Annotated in this window: 18 protein-coding genes; 7 read left to right on the top strand and 11 right to left on the bottom strand. The window is 61.4% G+C overall.

Annotated elements, in window-relative coordinates; translation table 11 throughout:
* Positions 1–19: 19 nt before the first annotated feature.
* Both paaZ and ACIOU9_RS01020 read right to left on the bottom strand, forming a co-directional pair.
* Positions 20–2,143: a phenylacetic acid degradation bifunctional protein PaaZ gene (paaZ, locus tag ACIOU9_RS01025; RefSeq protein WP_105662536.1), complete on the bottom strand. Its 2,124-nt coding sequence runs from the start codon at positions 2,141–2,143 to the stop codon at positions 20–22.
* 110 nt (positions 2,144–2,253) lie between these two features.
* Positions 2,254–2,970, bottom strand: coding sequence for a tyrosine-protein phosphatase (locus tag ACIOU9_RS01020; RefSeq protein WP_402695867.1), 717 nt, complete (start codon positions 2,968–2,970; stop codon positions 2,254–2,256).
* Between the two features lie 140 nt (positions 2,971–3,110).
* Here ACIOU9_RS01020 and ACIOU9_RS01015 point away from each other — a divergent pair, with 140 nt between their 5' ends.
* Positions 3,111–4,013 carry an RIO1 family regulatory kinase/ATPase gene (locus tag ACIOU9_RS01015; protein ID WP_332727168.1) on the top strand — a complete coding sequence of 301 codons (903 nt, stop codon included), beginning with the start codon at positions 3,111–3,113 and terminating at the stop codon, positions 4,011–4,013.
* Positions 4,014–4,093: 80 nt separating this feature from the next.
* Here the strand turns inward: ACIOU9_RS01015 and ACIOU9_RS01010 are convergent, their stop codons facing one another.
* The gene (locus ACIOU9_RS01010) at positions 4,094–4,708 is read right to left on the bottom strand and encodes an acetate uptake transporter (protein ID WP_402695865.1); all 615 of its coding nucleotides are present in this window, start codon (positions 4,706–4,708) and stop codon (positions 4,094–4,096) included.
* 122 nt (positions 4,709–4,830) lie between these two features.
* Here ACIOU9_RS01010 and ACIOU9_RS01005 point away from each other — a divergent pair, with 122 nt between their 5' ends.
* Positions 4,831–5,688, top strand: coding sequence for a LuxR C-terminal-related transcriptional regulator (locus ACIOU9_RS01005; protein WP_402695863.1), 858 nt, complete (start codon positions 4,831–4,833; stop codon positions 5,686–5,688).
* Positions 5,689–5,746: 58 nt separating this feature from the next.
* Here the strand turns inward: ACIOU9_RS01005 and ACIOU9_RS01000 are convergent, their stop codons facing one another.
* Genes ACIOU9_RS01000 through ACIOU9_RS00990 form a run of 3 tightly spaced genes read right to left on the bottom strand, consistent with a single transcriptional unit; the run spans position 5,747 to position 8,642 of the window.
* On the bottom strand, positions 5,747–6,619 hold the full coding sequence (locus ACIOU9_RS01000; RefSeq protein WP_332485945.1) for a 3-hydroxyacyl-CoA dehydrogenase family protein: 873 nt from the start codon (positions 6,617–6,619) through the stop codon (positions 5,747–5,749).
* A gap of 2 nt (positions 6,620–6,621) precedes the next feature.
* Complete coding sequence (locus tag ACIOU9_RS00995) at positions 6,622–7,416, bottom strand: enoyl-CoA hydratase/isomerase family protein (RefSeq protein ID WP_105656941.1); 795 nt, start codon at positions 7,414–7,416, stop codon at positions 6,622–6,624.
* A gap of 2 nt (positions 7,417–7,418) precedes the next feature.
* Positions 7,419–8,642 (bottom strand): thiolase family protein, encoded by a 1,224-nt coding sequence (locus ACIOU9_RS00990; protein ID WP_402695861.1) that lies wholly within the window; start codon positions 8,640–8,642, stop codon positions 7,419–7,421.
* A gap of 336 nt (positions 8,643–8,978) precedes the next feature.
* Between ACIOU9_RS00990 and ACIOU9_RS00985 the strand changes: the two genes are divergently transcribed.
* Positions 8,979–10,406 (top strand): MFS transporter, encoded by a 1,428-nt coding sequence (locus ACIOU9_RS00985; RefSeq protein ID WP_402695859.1) that lies wholly within the window; start codon positions 8,979–8,981, stop codon positions 10,404–10,406.
* 72 nt (positions 10,407–10,478) lie between these two features.
* Here ACIOU9_RS00985 and ACIOU9_RS00980 read toward each other — a convergent pair whose 3' ends face one another.
* On the bottom strand, positions 10,479–11,918 hold the full coding sequence (locus ACIOU9_RS00980) for an amino acid permease (RefSeq protein WP_105656944.1): 1,440 nt from the start codon (positions 11,916–11,918) through the stop codon (positions 10,479–10,481).
* Positions 11,919–12,103: 185 nt separating this feature from the next.
* Between ACIOU9_RS00980 and ACIOU9_RS00975 the strand changes: the two genes are divergently transcribed.
* The 3 genes from ACIOU9_RS00975 to ACIOU9_RS00965 all read left to right on the top strand — a co-directional run bounded on the left by ACIOU9_RS00975 (position 12,104) and on the right by ACIOU9_RS00965 (position 15,181).
* Positions 12,104–13,066, top strand: coding sequence for a 1,4-dihydroxy-2-naphthoyl-CoA synthase (locus tag ACIOU9_RS00975; RefSeq protein ID WP_402695857.1), 963 nt, complete (start codon positions 12,104–12,106; stop codon positions 13,064–13,066).
* Between the two features lie 27 nt (positions 13,067–13,093).
* Positions 13,094–14,221: an AMP-binding protein gene (locus ACIOU9_RS00970; RefSeq protein WP_402695855.1), complete on the top strand. Its 1,128-nt coding sequence runs from the start codon at positions 13,094–13,096 to the stop codon at positions 14,219–14,221.
* Positions 14,222–14,296: 75 nt separating this feature from the next.
* Complete coding sequence (locus ACIOU9_RS00965; RefSeq protein ID WP_402695853.1) at positions 14,297–15,181, top strand: 1,4-dihydroxy-2-naphthoate polyprenyltransferase; 885 nt, start codon at positions 14,297–14,299, stop codon at positions 15,179–15,181.
* Between the two features lie 133 nt (positions 15,182–15,314).
* Here ACIOU9_RS00965 and ACIOU9_RS00960 read toward each other — a convergent pair whose 3' ends face one another.
* Entirely contained in the window at positions 15,315–15,605 is a 291-nt protein-coding gene (locus ACIOU9_RS00960) for a DUF4229 domain-containing protein (protein ID WP_105656947.1), read from the bottom strand.
* Between the two features lie 53 nt (positions 15,606–15,658).
* Between ACIOU9_RS00960 and ACIOU9_RS00955 the strand changes: the two genes are divergently transcribed.
* A complete protein-coding gene (locus tag ACIOU9_RS00955; RefSeq protein WP_402695851.1) occupies positions 15,659–16,102 on the top strand; it encodes a PLD nuclease N-terminal domain-containing protein in 444 nt (147 codons plus the stop codon).
* Positions 16,103–16,368: 266 nt separating this feature from the next.
* Here ACIOU9_RS00955 and ccsB read toward each other — a convergent pair whose 3' ends face one another.
* Genes ccsB through ACIOU9_RS00940 form a run of 3 tightly spaced genes read right to left on the bottom strand, consistent with a single transcriptional unit; the run spans position 16,369 to position 19,809 of the window.
* Complete coding sequence (gene ccsB, locus ACIOU9_RS00950) at positions 16,369–17,433, bottom strand: c-type cytochrome biogenesis protein CcsB (protein ID WP_105656949.1); 1,065 nt, start codon at positions 17,431–17,433, stop codon at positions 16,369–16,371.
* The gene (locus ACIOU9_RS00945; RefSeq protein ID WP_133833583.1) at positions 17,426–19,054 is read right to left on the bottom strand and encodes a cytochrome c biogenesis protein ResB; all 1,629 of its coding nucleotides are present in this window, start codon (positions 19,052–19,054) and stop codon (positions 17,426–17,428) included. The genes ccsB and ACIOU9_RS00945 overlap by 8 nt, the downstream gene beginning before the upstream one ends.
* Positions 19,054–19,809, bottom strand: a complete 756-nt coding sequence (locus ACIOU9_RS00940; RefSeq protein WP_105656951.1) for a cytochrome c biogenesis CcdA family protein — start codon at positions 19,807–19,809, stop codon at positions 19,054–19,056. Before ACIOU9_RS00940 ends, ACIOU9_RS00945 begins: the two co-directional genes overlap by 1 nt.
* Positions 19,810–19,816: the final 7 nt, after the last annotated feature.

The following is a 19,816-nucleotide window of genomic DNA, read 5'->3' as shown; positions in this document are numbered from 1 at the left end:
GCGAAGGGGTCAGCCGGACTTAGCCGTTCCAGTTGGCATAGGTCGAGTCGGTCTTTTCAACCAAGGTCAGCACGTCGTAGGTGGCGACCAGTTCATCGTTCTGGTTGTGCAGCACCGCATCCCAAGCAACCTCGCCGTATTCGTCGGTGACGCGCGGGGTGATTTTCTTGGCCGTCAGGGTGACGCGAATCGAGTCGCCGGCAGCTACAGGGGTGATGAATCGCAGTGATTCAAGGCCGTAGTTAGCCAAGACGGGTCCCGGAGCGGGCTCCACGAACAGTCCCGCGGCCCAGGAAACCAGCAAGTAGCCGTGGGCCACGATTCCCGGGAAGAACGGGTTGGCTTCGGCGGCGGCCTGATCGGTGTGCGCATAGAAGGTATCGCCGGTTTCGTGAGCGAATTCGGTGATCTTCTCCAAGCTGACTTCACGCAGATCCGAGACGAAACCGTCACCGATCTTCAGCTCAGCCAGCGACTTGCGGAACGGGTGGACGTTCTGCGGCTTACCGCCAAACTGCTGGCTGCCAGCGAGGGACTGCTGGGCACCGGTGTGCCAGACGCCGCTCAGCGCGGTGATCATGTTGGGTGAGCCCTGCACCGCGGTGCGCTGCATGTGGTGCTTGACCGAACGGATGCCGCCCAGTTCTTCGCCGCCTCCGGCCCGGCCTGGACCGCCATGGACCAGATGCGGAACCGGAGAGCCGTGGCCGGTGGTGGATCGTGCGGTTTCGCGGTTCAGGATGTGCACGCGCCCGTGGTGCGCGGCAATGCCCAACGACAGGGCGCGCATGGCTTCGGCGTCATTGGTGCACACGGTTGCGACCAGCGAGCCGGCGCCCATGGCAGCCAGTTCCACGGCCTCGTCAACGCTGCTGTAGCCGATGACGGAACTGACAGGGCCGAAGGCTTCGCGCGAGTGCACCATCGGGTTGCGCGCGTCGTTCCAGCGAAGGACCACTGGGGACATGAAGGCTCCGCCTTCTGCCACGGCGTCCTTTTCGGGAGCGACACGTACCGCAGGGGCATCCAGGCGGCCGTAGGCCAGCTCGCCGCCGGCAGCGATCATGTCCTCGACGGCCCCGCGCACATCGGCCAGCTGTTCCAGCGAAGCCAGGGCACCCATGGTGACGCCCTCAACTCGAGGATCGCCGATGACCACCCGTTCATCGATGCGCTTGCCAACGGCCGAAATGACCGCATCCACCTGTGCTGCAGGCACGATGTTGCGACGGATGGCGGTGCATTTCTGGCCGGCCTTCGACGTCATTTCATTGACGACAACCTTGACGAATGCGTCGAATTCCGGGGTGCCTTCCACAGCGTCGGGGCCGAGGATGGCTGCATTCAGGGAATCGGTTTCAGCCGCGAAGCGCACGCCTCCGTCGATAACGTTGCGGTGCGACTTGAGCTTGCTTGCGGTGGATGCCGATCCGGTGAAGGCGAACATATCGCGGTAGTCCAGGTGGTCCATGATGTCGCGAGCAGAACCGGAAAGCAGCTGCAGGGAACCCTCTGGAAGGATGCCCGAGTCCAGCATCATGCGCACAGCCGCTTCGGTGAGGTACCCGGTGGGGGTTGCCGGCTTGACGATTGTCGGCACACCGGCGATGAAGGCCGGTGCGAACTTCTCAAGCATCCCCCAGACAGGGAAGTTGAAGGCATTGACCTGGACGACTACGCCGGCCATCGCGGTGTAGATGTGGGTGCCAATGAAGGAACCGTCCTTGCTCAGCGGCTCGGTGGGGCCATCGAGGATCACGTTGGAATTAGGCAGTTCGCGCCGGCCCTTGGAAGAGAAGGTGAACAGCACGCCAATGCCACCGTCGATGTCCACCATCGAGTCGATTTTGGTGGCACCGGTCTTGAAGGAAACCTCGTACAGGTCCTTGCGCCGCTCATTGAGGTACAGCGCTAGTTCCTTGAGCTTGAGCGCCCGCTCATGCAAGGAGAGCTTGGCTAGTTCGCGCTGGCCGGTCTGTCGGCCGTATGCCACGGCGCCAGCAACATCCAAGTTGTCCTTGGTGACGGTGACCAGCACTTCGCCGGTATTGGCGTCGCGGACCTCGGTTCCGCCTTGTGCCGCTGGGCTATGCCAGTTCCCCGCGATGTAGCTGGGTACTACGGTGATCTGTTCTGTCGTCATTGACGCAATTCCTTCCTGAACGGTCGGTCAGTATTACCGTTAACCATAGCAGGAAGGGGTGATCGAGGACACTTGCGCGCCTCGCTGCTTCGCCAGCGCTCTCCTGGCTCCTAGCGTGCCAGCTGGCGCAGGCGCTCCACGGCGTTCTCGCTCATTCCCTGGTCCAGCAAATACCTCCGCGTGGACCCGAGCCACCTGAGGAAATTCTCCAGTTCGCCAGCTCGGCCATGAATAATTTCCCGCAGTTGCCCTTCACTGCGGTAGCTCTCGTACGGGTGCTTGCGAGGGGAAATGCGATGCCACTCATTGATCCCCCTGACCGCGAGTTCATCATGGAGCAGGATCTGGCCATCCAAGCCAGCCAGCTGAAGCAGCATTGTGGCTATCAATCCCGATCGGTCGCGTCCAGCCGAGCAGTGGACCACCGTGCCCTGTTCCGCGGTCGCGAGTCTCTCGAACACCGCCCGCAGGTGGTCGCCGAATTCCTCGCAGACCAGCTGGTACATCCCGGTGTGATTCATGTACGGCACCGCCACCGACTCGAAACGTTCATTGCCTGGCGATTCCAGCGGCAGGTTCACCAGCTCGATCCCTGCGAGGCTTGCCGCGGGCACCGCTGGGTCATGCTCGCGACGGCGGATTTCATCCGGGTTGCGCAGGTCGATGACTCTATTGACGCCAGCAGCGTGCATTTGCCGCCAACCCTCAGCCGTCAGCCACTCATGCCTGCCCATACGGTAGAAGGCTCCGCAGATGTGGCGCGCATTAACGGCTCCGCTCCAGTCCAGGTCCCCGGCTTGCTTGCGGTAGGTAAGGCTGTGGCTCATAAGCCTATTGCAACACATTGCCCGGCTGTTGTATTGTTCTAGTCATTGGCAAATGTCAATCAGTCTATTGAAGGAGGGGTAACAATGATTGCTTACCGCCTGAACAAGCCATTTCCCCCTTCTCCCAAGGACTACTTCCGATGCATTTTCCCGCTGGCCTCGAGGCCGCAAATTCGCCACTGATCGCCGCTGCCTCCACGGATGCCGATCAACAACTGAAATTCAGCAAGCACAAGCCGGTCTGGAACGACTCCGAGACCGGTGATCCGGCAAACGGCCAACGTTATTCGACATGGCCATTTATCGAGAAGGGCTTGCGCGGACCCAAACCGTATCCGCACTGGCTCATCGAAGAGGCCGCAGCCATCGACACCGAGCTGGGCATCTTGAAAACGGGCAAGGAAGGCGATGTCTTCCTGCTGGAACGTGCCACCGAAGATCGCAGCAGCCTTCTGGCAGCAAAGCGCTATCGTTCGCGCGAGCAAATGCAGTTCAGCCGCTCGCAGTCCTATAGCGACGGGCGCTCCGCACGGCGTTCGCGTGATAACCGCGCTATCCGCAACAACTCCACGTACGGCAAGCAGATCGCCGCTCTGCAGTGGGCCAATGCCGAATGGAGCTATTTGCTCCGTTGCTACGAGGCGGGCATACCTGTTCCCTACCCTGTGCAAATAGATGGCACCGAAATCCTCATGGAGTTCATTGCCGATCCAGACGATCCGCATGCGGCAGCGCCTCGCCTGCAGCAGCTCTCGCGCTTTGACCCGCGCCTTCCATCGCTATGGGACCAGCTCACCGGAGCACTGGAGAAATTTGCCGGGCTCGGCATCGCCCACGGAGACCTCTCCGCGTACAACATTCTTGTCTCCGGCGAAAGGCTGGTAGTAATCGATGTTCCGCAGTGCGTAGATCTGGCCGGCAACCCGAACGGCTTGGACTTCCTGCACCGTGATTGCGTGAATCTTTGCGATTGGTTCACTTCCAAGGGCTTGCCCAATGACCCCGATGAATTGTTCTCCTCGCTGATGAGCTACCTCTTCTGAGGACAGCCAGAACTGGGCGCGCCCGCGACGAATCCCGATGATTCGCCGCGGGCGCGCGCCTGCGACCAGCTTTCCGCCGCCTACTTCGCCCAGGTAGGCAGGACCTGGCGTCCCCAGGTGGCGTTCGCGACAATGGCAAAGGAGCCGCACCAGGCCAGGAATGCGGTAACCAGGCCCAACCAGCCTCCGAGTTCGTGTATCAGCGTGCTGCCGGTGAAGGCGCCGATAGTCAGGCAGATGAAGGCCGCGGTCAGCATGGTGAACACGGCAACCAGCACGCCATTGGTACGCAGGGCGGCGACCGCCATGTAGGCGGTGAAAATGGTCCACCCCAGAAGGAATGCACCGAGGCCCGCCGGGCCCGCCGCCTGCGCTACCTCCGGGTTGGTTTCCAGCCACCAGAAGGCCATCCAGAATGCGCCATAGGAAGTGAACGCGGTGGCGCCGAAGACATTGCCTTTCGCGAATTCGATGACGCCAGCAATCAGATGGACCAAGCCACCGTAGAATAGGGCAATCGCCAGGACGGCGGCGCCAGCTTCTGGAATGATCCCGGCGTTGGACAGGCTCAGCGCAAAGGTTGTCAGCGCAAAGGCGCCCAATCCCAGTGCCGCGGGGTCAGCCAGGCCCGGCTTGGCCGGTGCGGCTGGTGAGGCGATTCCAACGGGGTCTTCTCGGGTCAGCAGTGAGGTCATGGCGGATACTCCATCGTGTCAGCGTTCAGTTCAATCCAGGCAAGTGATGCCGATCACTTGCCTTTAGCAGGTATCCTAAATTGATGGTGAGTCGGATCACTACCATCTAAAGGAGGTAGCCGGTGACCACTGATTCTTCGCACGAAATAGCCCTTTTGGACCGCACGCTCAATACTTTGGCGGCACGCACCGGCCTGCCAGTTGCCTTTGGCGGTTTCGCCCGGTCCACGGGTACGAACCTGACTTGTTTCGCAGGAACCCGCACCGGTTCGCTGCGTGGCCTGGTGGTCAAGCCCGGTGAGGGCCTAGGCGGCTTGGCGCTATCGCGGCGTCAATTGGCTGCCACGGATTCGTACCATGAGACCCCGGAAATCATTCACAGCTATGACCGGGAAATTGGCGGCGAGGGAATACTGGCCTTGCTGGCAGTACCGGTCGTGGTTGACGACCAGGTGCGTGCGCTGATCTATGCCGGACTGCGAAACCGCCGGCAGCTGACCGATGGAATGCTGTCCGCCGCCGCAGCAGAGGCCCGCCGGCTCGCTTGGGAACTATCGGTCCATGAAGAGACCCAGAGGCGCATGGCGGTGCTCAGTGCCTACGAACCGCAGGCCGCGCACCCCTCGGAGATGGCATTGAGCCAAGAAGATTTCAATGCGCTCTACACCGAGCTGCGCGATATTGCGCGGATGGTGCAGGATCCGGAGCTCGCCGCACGGCTCAGCACGGCCGGCACGATGCTGCGCCCAGGGCAGGGGCCAGCGCCGCAGGCAATCGACGGCCCCTCGAACCTTTCGCCGAGTGAGCTGGATGTGCTTTCCCATCTGGCGCTGGGCATGCGCAACGCCTTGATTGCGACGCATCTGGGATTAGCCGAAAGCACCGTCAAAAGCTATCCGGCCTCGGCCGTGCGAAAGCTGGGTGCCACGAATCGCTTTGATGTGGTGTTGCGCGCTCGCAGCCGGGGCCCGATCCCCTAGGCGGCCATTCCGGGGACCCCGGGCCCGGGCTACGGGCGTCGCAACTGGCTTCAGCCGTTTACCAGCTGTAGAAGCCCTGGCCGGTCTTGCGTCCGAGCTTGCCCTGGGCCACCAGGTCCTTGAGGATCTGCGGCGGAGCGAAACGCTCCCCCAGAGTCTCGTGCAGGTACTGGGCAATGCCCAGGCGCACATCCAAACCGACAATGTCGGTGGTCTTCAGCGGGCCGGTAGGGTGCTTGTATCCCAGGACCATCGCGTTATCGATGTCTTCGGCACTGGCTACGCCGTCCTCGACCATGCGCATGGCTTCCAGAGCGATAGCCACGCCCAAGCGGGAAGAAGCGAACCCGGGAGCGTCATTGACCACCACTGCGGTCTTGCCCAGTGCTTGAACCCATCCGCGCGATGCGTCCACCAGGGTCTTATCGGTCTGCTTGCCGATCACGACCTCGATCAGGGTGGAGGCGGGAACCGGGTTGAAGAAGTGCAAGCCCAGGAAGTTCGCGGGACGCTGCAATTCCTCGGCCAAGCCGCTCACCGACAGCGACGAGGTGTTCGAAGCGAGCACCGCCTCGGCGTTCAGTGCCTGCTCCACGGCCTGCAGGGAAGAAACCTTCAGGTCCCAGATTTCCGGAACGGCTTCAACCACCAGCTGCGCGCTGGCGAACTGCTCGTAGTCGGTGCTGGTGGAGAAGCGGGCCAAAAGCTCTTCGCGGCTTTCGCTGATCTGGCCACGGGCAATGGACTTGTCCACGGATCCGGCCACGCGCTCATAGGCCGCCTGCGCCGCCTCGTCGTCGCGTTCAACAACGAGAACGGCGCTGCCGCTGGTCAAGAAGGCGTGGGCGATGCCTGCACCCATGCGTCCGCCGCCGAGCACGCCCATCTGCTGCGGCAGCGCACCGGTGGTGAAGCTGGTTTGTGCACTCATGGTTACTTCTTCTTTCGATCTAGGAATGCTTGCATGCGGTCGAACTTGGCTTGGGACTCGAAAAGCATGCCCTGGGCCAAGGTATCGATCACCGGATGGACTTCGCGCGGAGCATGGAAGACGGACTTGGTGATGCGCACCGCCAGCGGATCCTGGGCTGCTATGCGATCTGCCAGGGCATCGGCGGCGGCATCCAGCTCGGCAGCCGGATGCAGTTCGGTCACCAGGTTGGCGGCCAGGCATTGCTCGCCGGTGAGCACCTTGCCAGCCAGCAGGATTTCCTTGGCCAGCGGCTCGCCGACCAGTTCCTTCAGCCGCCAGGTGGCGCCTGCGGCGGCCATGATGCCCAGATTCGTTTCCGGGTTGCCCATGCGCAGCTCGGGGGTGCCGATGCGGAAGTCCGCGGCGTAGGCCAGTTCAGCGCCCCCGCCCAGGGCGAAGCCGTCCAATGCCGCAACCACCGGCATCGGCAACTTGGCGATCCTGTCGAAGATGCCCGAGTTGATCCCGGCGAGCGCGTCATCCCGGCGGCGTTCGCGCAACTGGGAAATATCGGCTCCGGAAGCGAAGATGCCCTTGCGCCCCTTGGGATTCGCTTCGCTCGCTGCCTCTGCGGGGGTGCCAGCCATAATCAGGATCTTGGGATTCTTCTCCAGATAATCGCAGATGGTGTGCAGCTCGTCGACCATGGCCTGGTCAATGGCATTGCGGACCGCTGGGCGGTGCAGGCGCACCCAGAGGCGGTCATCGGTTTCCGCCAGCTTGAGGGTGGTGAACCCGCTGTTCAAATCGCCCACTTCTAGACGCCTTCCAGCAAGATCGCGGTGCCTTGGCCCACGCCAACGCACATGGTGGCAATGCCCAGCTTGCGCTGCTCGGAAGCCAGCTCCCGTTCCATGCGGCCCAGCAGGGTGATGACAATGCGGGAACCGCTGGAACCCAGCGGATGGCCCAGCGAGATGGCGCCGCCGTCGCGGTTGACGATTCCTGCATCGACCCCCAGCTCGCGCATGCTGGCCAGGGACTGGCTGGCGAAGGCTTCATTGATTTCCATGGCACCGATCTGGTCAATGCCCAGTCCCGCGCGTTCAAGTACCTTGCGGGTCGCCGGGACCGGTCCCATGCCCATGATTTCTGGTTCCAGGCCCGCGGCCTGCCCGTCGACGATTCGGGCGCGCGGCGCCAGTCCGTACTTCTTGATGGCCCGTTCGGAGACCACGAGGATTGCCGACGCTCCGTCGTTCAGCGTCGACGCATTGCCAGCAGTGACGACGCTTCCTCCCTTGACTACTGGGCGCAGGGCGGAAAGCACATCCATGGTGGTCCCTGGCCGTGGCCCCTCGTCGGTGTCCACGATGCTCTCTGCCTTGCGTCCCTTGACAGTGACCGGAACGATTTCATCGCGGAAATGCCCGGCCTCGATGGCGGCAATGGCCTTGGCGTGGGATTCGACGGCGAACTGGTCGCAATCCTCACGCGAGATGTTGTAGACGCAGGCGACTTCCTCGGCGGTTTCCGGCATCGAGAAGGTGGCTTTGCCATCGCGCGAGTACTGGCCGGAGAGGAATTGCGGGTTGGTGAAGCGCCAGCCGATGGAGGTGTCGAAGGTTGCTCCCGGCTTGGCGAAGGCCTTGGAAGGCTTTTCCATGACCCAAGGTGCCCGCGACATGGATTCGGTGCCGCCGGCGATCACGATGTCCGCGGCGCCGGCCTTGATCATGTGGCTGGCCATAGTGATGGCGCTCATGCCCGAGGCGCAGAGGCGGTTGACCGTGATGCCCGGGACGGTCACGGGCAGGCCGGCCAGCAGCGCAGCCATGCGGGCAACATTGCGGTTCTCTTCGCCCGCGCCGTTGGCGTTTCCGTAGATGACTTCGTCAACGTCGGCCGGATCGATGCCCGCGTCTTCAATGACTCGGCGAATAGTCAGCGCGGCCAGGTCATCGGGGCGCACAGCACTGAGCGCACCTCCATAACGGCCTACCGGCGTGCGTGCTCCACCTACGAGAAATGCCTCGGTCATCTGTGCTCCTTATGCCAAAATGATTAGTGACCCTCAACACCTAAACTTACCGACCATTCGTTCAATAATAAAGTCGCGGGTCGCCGGATTTTCACAATTGAGCATTTCCAGGCCGCCGGGACCACATGGCCGGGCCACGGGCCACCCCCCGTTCTGTCCGCAATTGCGGGCAATCAATTCCATGTCAGTGGTTGATTTTAGAAATTGATTCGAATAGCCTCTGGTATTTAACCGACTCCGGGGAACTCCCGGATCGTGGACCGCGGCCAAGGCGATGAATTCCTATCTGGCCTTAGGGCGATCGGTCGACGGAAAGCTGAAAACAACGGAGCAGCAATGCAACCGGAACATAGCCAGCCAAACGACAACTCGAATGCACATAATTTCGCTCCCGACCTGGACCATGACATCGGGCCGGACATGAACACGCAAGAAGGCCGGCAAGAAGTTCGCAAGGCCACTGCGGCATCTGCCATGGGCAACATGACCGAGTGGTTCGACTACGGTGTCTATGCCGTGGCCGTCACCTACATCACCGCCCACTTCTTCCCCACCGAGGGCGGCACCTTCATGGCCTTGGCCACCTTCGCCCTCTCCTTCCTGGTCCGCCCGATTGGCGGCCTGGTCTGGGGCCCGCTGGGCGACAAGCTGGGGCGCAAGAAGATCCTGGCCTTGACCATCATCATGATGTCGCTGGCCACCTTCCTCATCGGCATCCTGCCAACCTTCGAAGCCATTGGCGTCGCCGCGCCAATCCTGCTGGTGCTGCTGCGCATGATCCAGGGCTTCTCCACCGGTGGCGAGTACGGCGGCGCGGCAACCTTCATGGCCGAGTATGCGCCGGATCGCAAACGCGGCTTCTTCGGTTCCTTCTTGGAATTCGGCACCTTGGGCGGTTTCGCCCTCGGCACCGCCGTGATGCTGGGCCTGCAGGTGGTGCTCAGCGAGGAAGCCATGATGGCTTACGGCTGGCGCATCCCATTCTTCCTCGCTTTGCCCATGGGCCTGATCGGCCTGTACCTGCGTAGCAGATTGGAGGACACGCCGGTCTTCCAGGAGATGGAAGAATCCGGCGAAGCCCAGCAGGGCGGGTCGCTCAAGGAACTGGTGTTCACCTACTGGCGCCCCATGCTGACCATGACCGGACTGGTCATTGCGCTGAACGTCGTGAACTACACGTTGCTCAGCTACATGCCGACGTACCTGGAAACCCAGTTGGGGCTGGACCCCAACGCTTCGCTGGCCACCATCCTGATCGGCGAGGTGGCCATGATGGCCGTAATTCCATTTGCGGGCTCGCTTTCGGACAAGGTCGGACGCAAGCCAATGTGGTACGCCTCAGTCATTGGCCTGTTCGTCTTGGCAGTACCGATGTTCTGGCTGATGGGCAAGTCCTTCGCCTGGGCCATTGTCGGCTTCGCCGTGCTGGGTCTGCTCTACATTCCGCAGTTGGCCACGATTACCGCGACGTTCCCGGCGATGTTCCCTTCGCAGGTGCGCTTCGCAGGATTCGCGATTACCTACAACATCGCTACGGCGGTCTTCGGCGGCACCGCCGCGATGGTCAACGAAGCGGCCATCAATGCCACCGGTTTCCTGCTCTTCCCGGCCATCTACATGATGGCAGCGTGCGTGATTGGTGCGATCGCCATCAAGTTCATGCCGGAGACCGCCGGCGCTTCGCTGCGCGGCACCGGGATTCCCGATGCCTTGGACACCGGCATCCTCGCTGCGGTGCAGCGGGATGAAAACCGAACGTCCTGAGCCATCCAGCCGCCAAGGGGGCGCATCAGTTGAACTGCTCCCTTTAGCGGCTGGCGCATAATCGCTGGCGGCCTAGAAATCAATGCCCGGCCGGGCATGCTTGCGAGCAAAATGCCATCCGCCCCACAACAGCAAGGCGAACACCGGAATTGTGGCGATCGTGTACAGCCCCACCGGGAAGACCTCGCCGTTTTCCCCGGTCAAGGTATCGAAAGAAATCAGGACGGTGATAACCAGCAAGGAAATCAATCCGACCCAACCGGTAATGGGCGACCCGGGCATGGGCAGCGAGGAAACAGAGCCCTTTTTCTTGCGCAGCATGAGCTGGCATCCGAAAATCGAGGCCCAGGTGAACAGCACGCCGATGGATGCGGTATTCAAGGCAAGGTCGAAGGCGAAGGAATCTCCGAGCCAGATGTTCAGGATGACGCCGGCAAGATAGACCACGCCCACGGTGATAATGCCGGTGGAGGGAACAAAGTGCTTGTTCATCTTCGCGAGCCACTGCGGAGCATGCCCATTGCCGCTCATGGTGCGCAGGATGCGGCCGATGGAATACAGGCCCGAGTTGCACGAGGACAGCGCAGCGGTAATCACCACCAGGTTCATCGCGCTGCCAACCCAGCCCAGGCCCATCTTCTCGAAGACCGTGACAAACGGGCTGACCCCGGATTCGTATTCGTTCCATGGCAGCACCATGGCCAGCAGGGAGACGCTGCCTACGTAGAAGACCAGGATGCGAACAACCACCGCACGGATTGCCGATGGAACTTCCTTTTCCGGGTTCTCCATCTCGCCGGCGGCAATGCCCACCAGTTCAATGGCGTTATAGGCGAAGATCACCGAGTTCAGGACCAGGATGCTGACGAAGAAACCACGGGGGAACATTCCGCCCTCGCCGTTCTCATCGCCGATGAAGAGGTTGGCCACCGACGCGGTGTGGTCTCCCACCTGTGCGTTGGTCACCACCATGTATGTCCCCACGGCCAGGAACAGGACGATCGCGGTCACCTTGATGCAAGCTGCCCAGAACTCGAATTCTGCGAAAGCCTTGGCGCTGAAGAGGTTGATGGCCACCAGCAGCAGCAACGCGCAGAACGCGGAAACGGTTACCGGAACATTCGGGAAGAAATACTGGAAGTACAGGCCGATGGCGATCAGCTCGGCAATGCCGGTCATGATCCAATTCAGCACGTACATCCATCCGGAGATGAAGGCGCCCTTGGGGCCGAAGAGCTCAGCCGCATACGAGACGAAGGAACCGGAAGTCTGGCGGTACATGATCAGTTCGCCCAGTGCCCGCATCAGCAGGTAGGCCAATGCGCCAGCTACCAGATAGGACAGCACCAGCGCCGGACCGGTCGAGGCCAGGCGCCCGCCGGAGCCCATGAACAGGCCCACACCGATGGCTCCGCCGATCGCGATCATCTGGACGTGGCGGCGGCTCAGGGATTTCTTGTAGCCCTCGGCACTGATTTCCGGGGTTGCCGGGCGATGCTGACCAGATGGCATAGATGAACTCCTGACCTACGGACGCGTTCAATGAATCCGTGCAAAAATCGTGAAATGAATCCGGTGATTCACTGGATGGTCCAAGTCGTACGGGCGGGGATTCCACGCGCAACCGCGAGTCGGGCCGTGAAAAGTCTACTCCTCCTTTCTTAGAGTTCCGGACGAAACCGACTAGCATTCATAGGGTGAGTAGCCTGAATAATTCCGCATTGCCCGAGAAGGTCTCCGATGTCTTCGATCCAACGCGCTGGCGCGTGGTCGAGGGATTCGACTTCACCGACATCACTTACCATCGCCAGGTCCAGCGAGCCGACGATGGAAGCATCGTGCGCGACCTTCCGACCGTGCGCATCGCTTTCGACCGCCCCGAGGTGCGCAACGCCTTCCGCCCGCACACCGTGGACGAGCTGTTCCGCGCCATGGACCATGCCCGCATGACCAGCGACGTGGCCACCGTCCTGCTGACCGGCAATGGCCCCTCGGAAAAGGACGGCGGACACGCATTCTGCTCCGGCGGCGACCAGCGCATCCGTGGCCGTGACGGCTACCGCTATGCCGAAGGCGAGACCCGCGAATCCATCGACCCGGCGCGTGCCGGGCGCCTGCATATCCTGGAAGTCCAGCGCCTGATGCGCACCATGCCCAAGGTTGTCCTCTGCGTCGTCAACGGCTGGGCTGCCGGTGGCGGCCATTCGCTGCATGTGGTCTCGGATCTGACCATTGCCTCGAAGCAGAACGGCAAGTTCAAGCAGACCGACGCTACCGTCGGTTCCTTCGATGCCGGATACGGTTCGGCATTGCTCGCCCGCCAGGTCGGGCAGAAGACCGCCCGCGAAATCTTCTTCCTTGCTCGCGAGTACTCGGCCGATGACATGGTCCGCATGGGCGCCGTCAACGAGTCGGTAGAGCACGAACGCCTCGAAGAGGTGGCCCTGGAGTACGCAGCCGACATCGCCCGCCAGTCCCCGCAGGCCATCCGCATGCTGAAGTTCGCTTTCAACTTGGCCGATGACGGCTTGGCCGGCCAGCAGGTCTTCGCTGGCGAAGCCACCCGCATGGCGTACATGACTGATGAGGCAGTAGAAGGACGCGACGCGTTCCTGGGCAAGCGCGACCCGGATTGGTCCAACTACCCTTACTACTTCTAATCTTCCGCGACGGAACGAGGACCGGATATGGACAGACAACTCTCTGAACTGCTCGCAGCCTTGGCCACGGCGGCCAATGACGGGGGGCCGGCCGTTGAGGTATTGCTCGATGAGGCCAACCCCAACGGCTGGCGCATCGAGTACTTGGCACCACAGGACCTGCCAGGTTTCGAGCAGCCCATGGCAGTGGTGCGGACTTCCGGTTCCACCGGCCGGGCCAAGCGCACGGTGCTCAGCGTTTCGGCGTTGGCATCCAGTGCGCAGGCCACGGCCGAGTTCCTCGGCTTCGAAGGCCAGTGGCTGCTGGCCTTGCCGGTGCACTATGTCGCGGGACTGAGCGTGCTGACGCGTTCATTGTTCGCCGGCACCAAGCCCGTGGTGATGGACACCGAGGGCAGCTTCTCGGCCACGGCATTCACCGAAGCCGCCAATCAAATGATCGACTCCCGCCGGATCACCTCGCTGGTTCCAACCCAGCTTGCCCGGCTGCTGGATAACCCGGCGCCGGAAACCTTGCAGGCGCTGAAGCGTTTCGACGCCATCCTCTTGGGCGGCGCGCGAGCCAGCAAGGACCTACTGGTCAGCGCCCGACACCATGGGCTGAAGATTTTCCAGACCTATGGGTCCTCGGAAACTTCCGGCGGCCTGGTCTACAACGGCACGGCCCTTCCCGGCGTGCAGCTGGCAGCGCATGAGGGGCGCATCTGGGTCGCCGGCCCCATGCTCGCCGACGGATACGCCAACTCCCCCGAAGCCACCGCCGAGCACTTCATTGAACGCGATGGTGTCCGCTGGTACGTCACCGATGACCTGGGCACCGTTGAAAAACAGCGCTTGAAGATCATTGGACGCATCGATGATGTGATCAATACCGGGGGCATCAAGCTTTCGGCATCGAAGATTGAAGGGCTGCTGGAAGAATTCTTCACGCAGGCAATCGTGGTCCCGGTGCCCGATCCGCAATGGGGCCACAGCGTTGGCCTGGCCTATGCGGGCCCGACCAATACCGCCGATGCCTTCGAAGCGGTGCGCCGGACCTTGGGCAAGGAAGCGGTGCCCAAGCACGTGCGCCACTACCCTCTTGGCTTGCCGCAGCTGCCTAATGGCAAGTTCAATCGACAACTGGTCATCGAAGAACTAGGCGTTCGCGACTAGTCTCGATTCGCCTTGCACGCCTAATCGCGGGAAACTAGAGGGTACGAGTTTCCGCTTGCCCTGAAAGGACAGAAAGTGGCCACACTTTCCCAGTGGGTTTCTGGGGCGCGTTTGCGCACCTTGCCTATCGTCATTGCCCCGGTTGTCATCGGTACCGCAGCCGCGCTGGGCGAAACTGGAACCGTTCATTGGTTCCGTTTCGTCTTGGCTCTGCTGGTGGGCCTGCTGCTCCAGGTCGGAGTGAACTACTCCAACGACTACTCGGACGGCATCCGAGGCACCGATGACGAACGCGTCGGCCCGCTGCGCCTGACCGGTTCCAAGCTCACCGAGCCGAAGAACGTGCGCAATGCCGCTTTCGGCTGCTTCGGGCTAGCCGCCATCTTCGGTCTGGTCCTGGTCATCATTTCTTCCTCGTGGCCGCTGCTGCTGGTAGGCGTCGCCGCGATCTTCGCCGCTTGGGGCTACACCGGCGGCAAGAACCCCTACGGCTACCGTGGCTTGGGCGATATTTACGTTTTCATCTTCTTCGGCTTGGTCGCCACCTTGGGTACCACCTTCACCCAGATCAACCAGCTGACCATGGCTTCGCTGTGGGGTGCCATCGGCACCGGCCTGATTGGCTGCGCCCTGCTGATGGCCAATAACGTGCGAGACATTCCTACCGATAAAGAGGTGGGAAAGATTACCTTGGCTGTGCGCCTTGGCGAACACAATGCCCGCTTGAGCTACGTGCTGATGCTGGCGGTAGCCATCCTGCTCCCCTTGCTGGCCACCAGCGCCTTCCCGTGGATGTGGCTGATCCTGCTCACCTTCGTTCCTGCAGTGGCTCCATCGCTGCTGATGCTTCGCGAGCAGCAGCTGCCAAAGCTGGTGCTGGTGCTCAAGCAGACCGGCATGGTCAATATCGTGTATGCGGTGCTCTTCTCCTTGGCTATCGCCATCGAGGTTTTGGCCTAGCCACCGCTGCAGAAGGAAAAACGAGATGGGCTGGCCGGATCAATTGATCCGGCCAGCCCATCTCGTTAATTGTTCTGCCGGCCATGCGTGAATGGCTGGCTATGCAGTTCGAGGTGAACCTGCGTGGGGAAATTTACTCGGCGCCAGGGGTCTGCTTGCGCTGTGATTCGTCGAATTCATCCTCAACGGCTTCATCAGCTAGCTGCATCCTGGTCTTGTTTGCCGAGGTCTTGCTGAAAGCGTTGCGGATATCTTCGTTCGCCTTTAGCCGAAGTTTATTGAAGAAAAGGTAGGCCACCGCGAAGGCCACGACCAGGCCAATGATTCCGGAAACGAAGATTGGCCACTTCATACCTAACCAGAGGCCCAAGAAAACGGCTAGGAATATGCCTAGGCGGATAACGGTATATTTCACAAACTGCATAGTCTCAATTCTACCGGTGAACCTGTGAACAGGATTATCACTAGAATGGAAGCATGGTCCGCTTATTGATTTTCGCCGCAGTGGTTTCGGTTGCTTTGACGATTTATACCCTGATCGAATGCGCTCGTGCAGAGCGCCGCAGCATTCGTTCATTGCCTAAGCCTGCGTGGATTGCGGTCGTCATCCTCCTTCCGCTAATCGGAGCCGGTTTGTGGTTCCTCCTAGGTCGCCCTGTTGCGTCAAATGGCACCCCTGCGCAGAAGTCCATGGCTCCGGACGACGATGAGGATTTCCTGCGCCAGCTGGAGGTCTGGCGCCGCCAGCAACAGCGTGAAGCCGACTCGAAAGCGCGTGAGCAAGACCTCACTAAACGTGAAGACGTGCAGAAGCCCGATGGCGAGAAACCAGCCAAGCCTGAGGCCAAGGAACCGAAGCCAGGTGCAGAACGCAAGAACAAGCCAGAAGGCACCGACAGCTCTTCGTCTGAAACCGAATAACCCCCTAGTACTGCCGGGATCCCGGCAACCAGCCCAGCACGCGTACCAGCGCCGCTGGGCTTTTTCATGCCTCGTGGAAACTTCGGGCACTCTTGCAGGCGGCCAGGGACGCGGGGCTTCCTCTACGGGCGCTGGAGGGGCGGACGGGGGCAAGCGCCGGTCTGTGCCCCTGCACTTGAGTACCAGGGCCTGCAACGAACGCTTAAAGTACTGCGAGCGGCCTCCCCGCTAAAGGGAAACCGCTCGCAGTGCTGGATTCTTAGGAACTAGACTCCGGCGTAGGAGTGCAGACCGTCGAAGAAGATATTCACGATGGTGAAGTTGAAGACCACGCACAGGAAGCCGATGATCGACAACCAGGCCGAGCGTGGGCCCGTCCAGCCACCGGTGGCACGGGCGTGCAGGTAGCCTGCGTAGACAACCCAGATCACGAAGGACCAGACTTCCTTTGGATCCCAGCCCCAGTAGCGGCTCCAAGCGGCCTCAGCCCAGATCGCACCAGCGATGACAGTGAAGGTCCACATCACGAAGCCGATGGTGTTGATACGGTAGGCGAAGTTCTCCAATGCGCCGGCACCTGGCACCACGCGCATGAAGGGCAGCTTGTCGTCCTGTCCAGCGGCCAGCCGGTTCATGCGAGCATGCTGTACCAGCTGCAGCACATTCATGGCGAAGCTGATGGCGAACAGTGCCGACGCCAGGACGGCGATGGAGACGTGAATGACGATCCATGGCGACTGCAGGGCAGGAACGAGGTGGCCAACCGGTGTCGGGAAGCCGATGGTGGCACCGCACAGCATCAAGGTGACCAGGCCGGAGATGAAGGATCCCATGAAGCGCAGGTCCTTGAAGATCAGCACCAGCAAGAAGACCAGAGCCACCAGGAATGCACCGGTGGACAGGAACTCGTACATGTTGCCCCAGGGCACTCGGTGCGCGGCTATCGCACGGGAAACCACGGCACCGCCGTGCAGGGCAGCGGCCAGCCACATCAGCACCACGGCAATGCGAGCCGTGGGGCGCTTGGCCGACAACTGCGTGTACTCCATCTTATCGGTCACGATATGCTCGCCGACGTTGTCGGCACGCACAGCGGCACCCCGGCGCGAACGGGGCTTGGTGCCCACGGCGCCGCCGGCGCTAACCAGCAGTTCCTCGTCGCGCTTGAGCGCTTCGGAATCCATTTCGCTGATGGACTTGTTGGTCTTTGCCAGGTCCAAGGCGAAAATGATGAAGACCACTCCGTAGACCATGGCGGCCAGCAGCATGAACAACTGGCTGTATTCACCCAGCGTTTCATTGATTGGCGCTAATGCCCCAGCGTTATCCATTTACTGCTCCTTGGTTCTGCTCCTGGCTTGCCAATGGCCAAGCCTTGTCAAAGATCTTCTGTAGTTCTGCAGCTTCGCGTTCCAGACGCGGATCCTCGCCACGTGCCAGCAGTGCGTACTCGATACTACGCTTGCCGTTTTCTTGTTTCAGCTTCACCCAGACGCGGCGACGCGGGGTGAACAGCGAGACCGCAAGGCCGATCAGCGCCAGACCTGAGAAAATGCCGATTGGCAGCTTGCCCGGGTCATGATTGATGTCCAATGCAACGAAGCGCTTGAGGTCGTCAAAGGTAATCGAGCCCTTGCCGTCGGGCAGCTCGTAGGTCTGCCCCGCTTCGAGGATGATGCCGCCGGCATCCAAATCACGGCTGTTCAGCGGTTCCATCTTCTCCGTGTCCAGCACGAACACGTTTTGCGGGTTGCCGTCGTCAAGGCCCAGATCCCCGAAGTACGAGTTCAGGTGCAGCTGGGGGTTGATGGCGTTGGGATCGCCCGAGATGCCGAAGCCGTTCTCATCCACCAGTGCGGTTGGCAGCAAGAAGCCCTGGAAGCCCAGCTGCGATGGCTCGGCGTCCGGAACCTTCAGCACGAACATCGAGGTGTAGACCGAATCCTGCGGAATGGAAACCGCCGGGCCGGAATAGGAGACATTGCCGTTGCCATCCTTGACGGTGATCACCGGGGCGTAGCCATTGCCGACCAGGTACACGTCACCGCCGCTGATCCGCAGCGGATGGTTGACCTTCAGCTCCTGCTTCACTGGCTCGGCATCGGGCGATTCGCGCACCTTGACGTGAGCGGTGAAGTCCAGCGGCTGTCCGAAATGCGATTCGGATTCGCGGTCGAAGATGATGTCGAATTTGTCCAGCGTCACAGCAAAGGGCGGCAAATTATCGGCATTGAAGCCGGTGCCCGGGGTGAAGGAGTCGTAGGCCACCAGCGAATTCACGAAGGTCTCCCCCTCGACAACCACGCGCTGCCCGGTGTAGCCCAGGGCTCCGCCGATCGCGGCCGAAGCCAGTACGCCCATCAGCGAGATGTGGAAGAGCAGGTTGCCGATTTCGCGGGTATACCCGCGCTCTGCGGCAACCGAGGCCCCGGTGGCATCCTCGCGGCGCTCGACACGGTAGCCGCGCTTCTTCAGGATCCTGAACGAATCCTCGATGACCTGCTGGTCATCGGGCGTATCCGTCTCGCCTTCCAGAATTTCATGCGAGCTGTACTGGGGAAGTCGTTCCAGGCGCACCGGGGTCCTCGGCGGCGGGGTGCGCAAGGCTTTGGCGTGCTTCTTCACACGCGGGATGATGCAGCCAATCAGCGAGACGAACAGCAAGATGTAGATCGCGGAGAACCACACCGATGAATACACTTCGAACATCTGGAAGCGATCCAGCCATGGACCAGCGGTGGTGTGCTGTTCCAGGTACTGGGCTACAGATTCGGGGTTGGCGTCGCGTTGCGGGAAGATCGATCCCGGTACCGCAGCGACGGCGAGCAGCAACAGCAAGAACAAGGCTGTTGGCATCGATGTCAGCTGGGTCCAGATCCAACGCATGGAACCCATGAATCCCAGAGCAGGCGCGTCGCCAGTTCCCTTGGAATTCCGTTGTTGTTTCGCCATTAAATTGGCAACCTCACTTCATTGGCAAACCAGTTTTGCAGTTCTGCTACCCATGTTCCCCACAGACCGGTCACCATGACCAGTCCCAAGGCAATGAGTAGTACCCCGCCCAAACGCATGATGAAAACCTGGTGCTTGCGGAAGAACGCCAGCGCCTGCATGCCGCGCTGCAACCCCATTGCAATCAGGATGAAGGGCAAACCCAATCCGAGGCAATAGAACACAGTCAGGAGCGTTCCACGCCCTACGTTCGCGTCCACACCGGTGGACATGATCAGTACCGCACTCAAGGTGGGGCCGATGCACGGTGCCCACCCCAGGCCGAAGGTCAGCCCCAGAACCGGGGCACCCCACAGGCCTGCAGGCGGTTTCCTGTGGATCTTGCGGTCACGCTGCATCCAGGAGAAGCCGCCCATGAACACGATGCCCATGAAGACCACGACCAGGCCCAATGCCTGGGTGACCCAGGAGCCGTTGAACCTGAGCCACGCGGAGGCCTGGCTGAAAAGCACGCCCGCTGCGATGAAGACCACGGAGAATCCCAGGACAAAGAGCAGTACGCCGGAGACCACGCGGCCGCGCCGGTGCTCCTTCAGATCCGCACCAGTCAACCCGGTGACGTAACCGAGGTAGCCCGGCACCAGCGGCAGGACGCAAGGCGAAAGGAAGGAGACCAGCCCGGCCAGCAGTGCTACTGGGGCAGCCAGCAGCAACGACCCGTCCAGGACGATGTCGGCAAAGGGATTAGTGGTCACTGATCAG

The sequence above is a fragment of the Glutamicibacter sp. NPDC087583 genome, assembly GCF_044743685.1.
GTDB lineage: Bacteria > Actinomycetota > Actinomycetes > Actinomycetales > Micrococcaceae > Glutamicibacter.
This window is presented reverse-complemented; position numbering and strand designations above follow the sequence as displayed.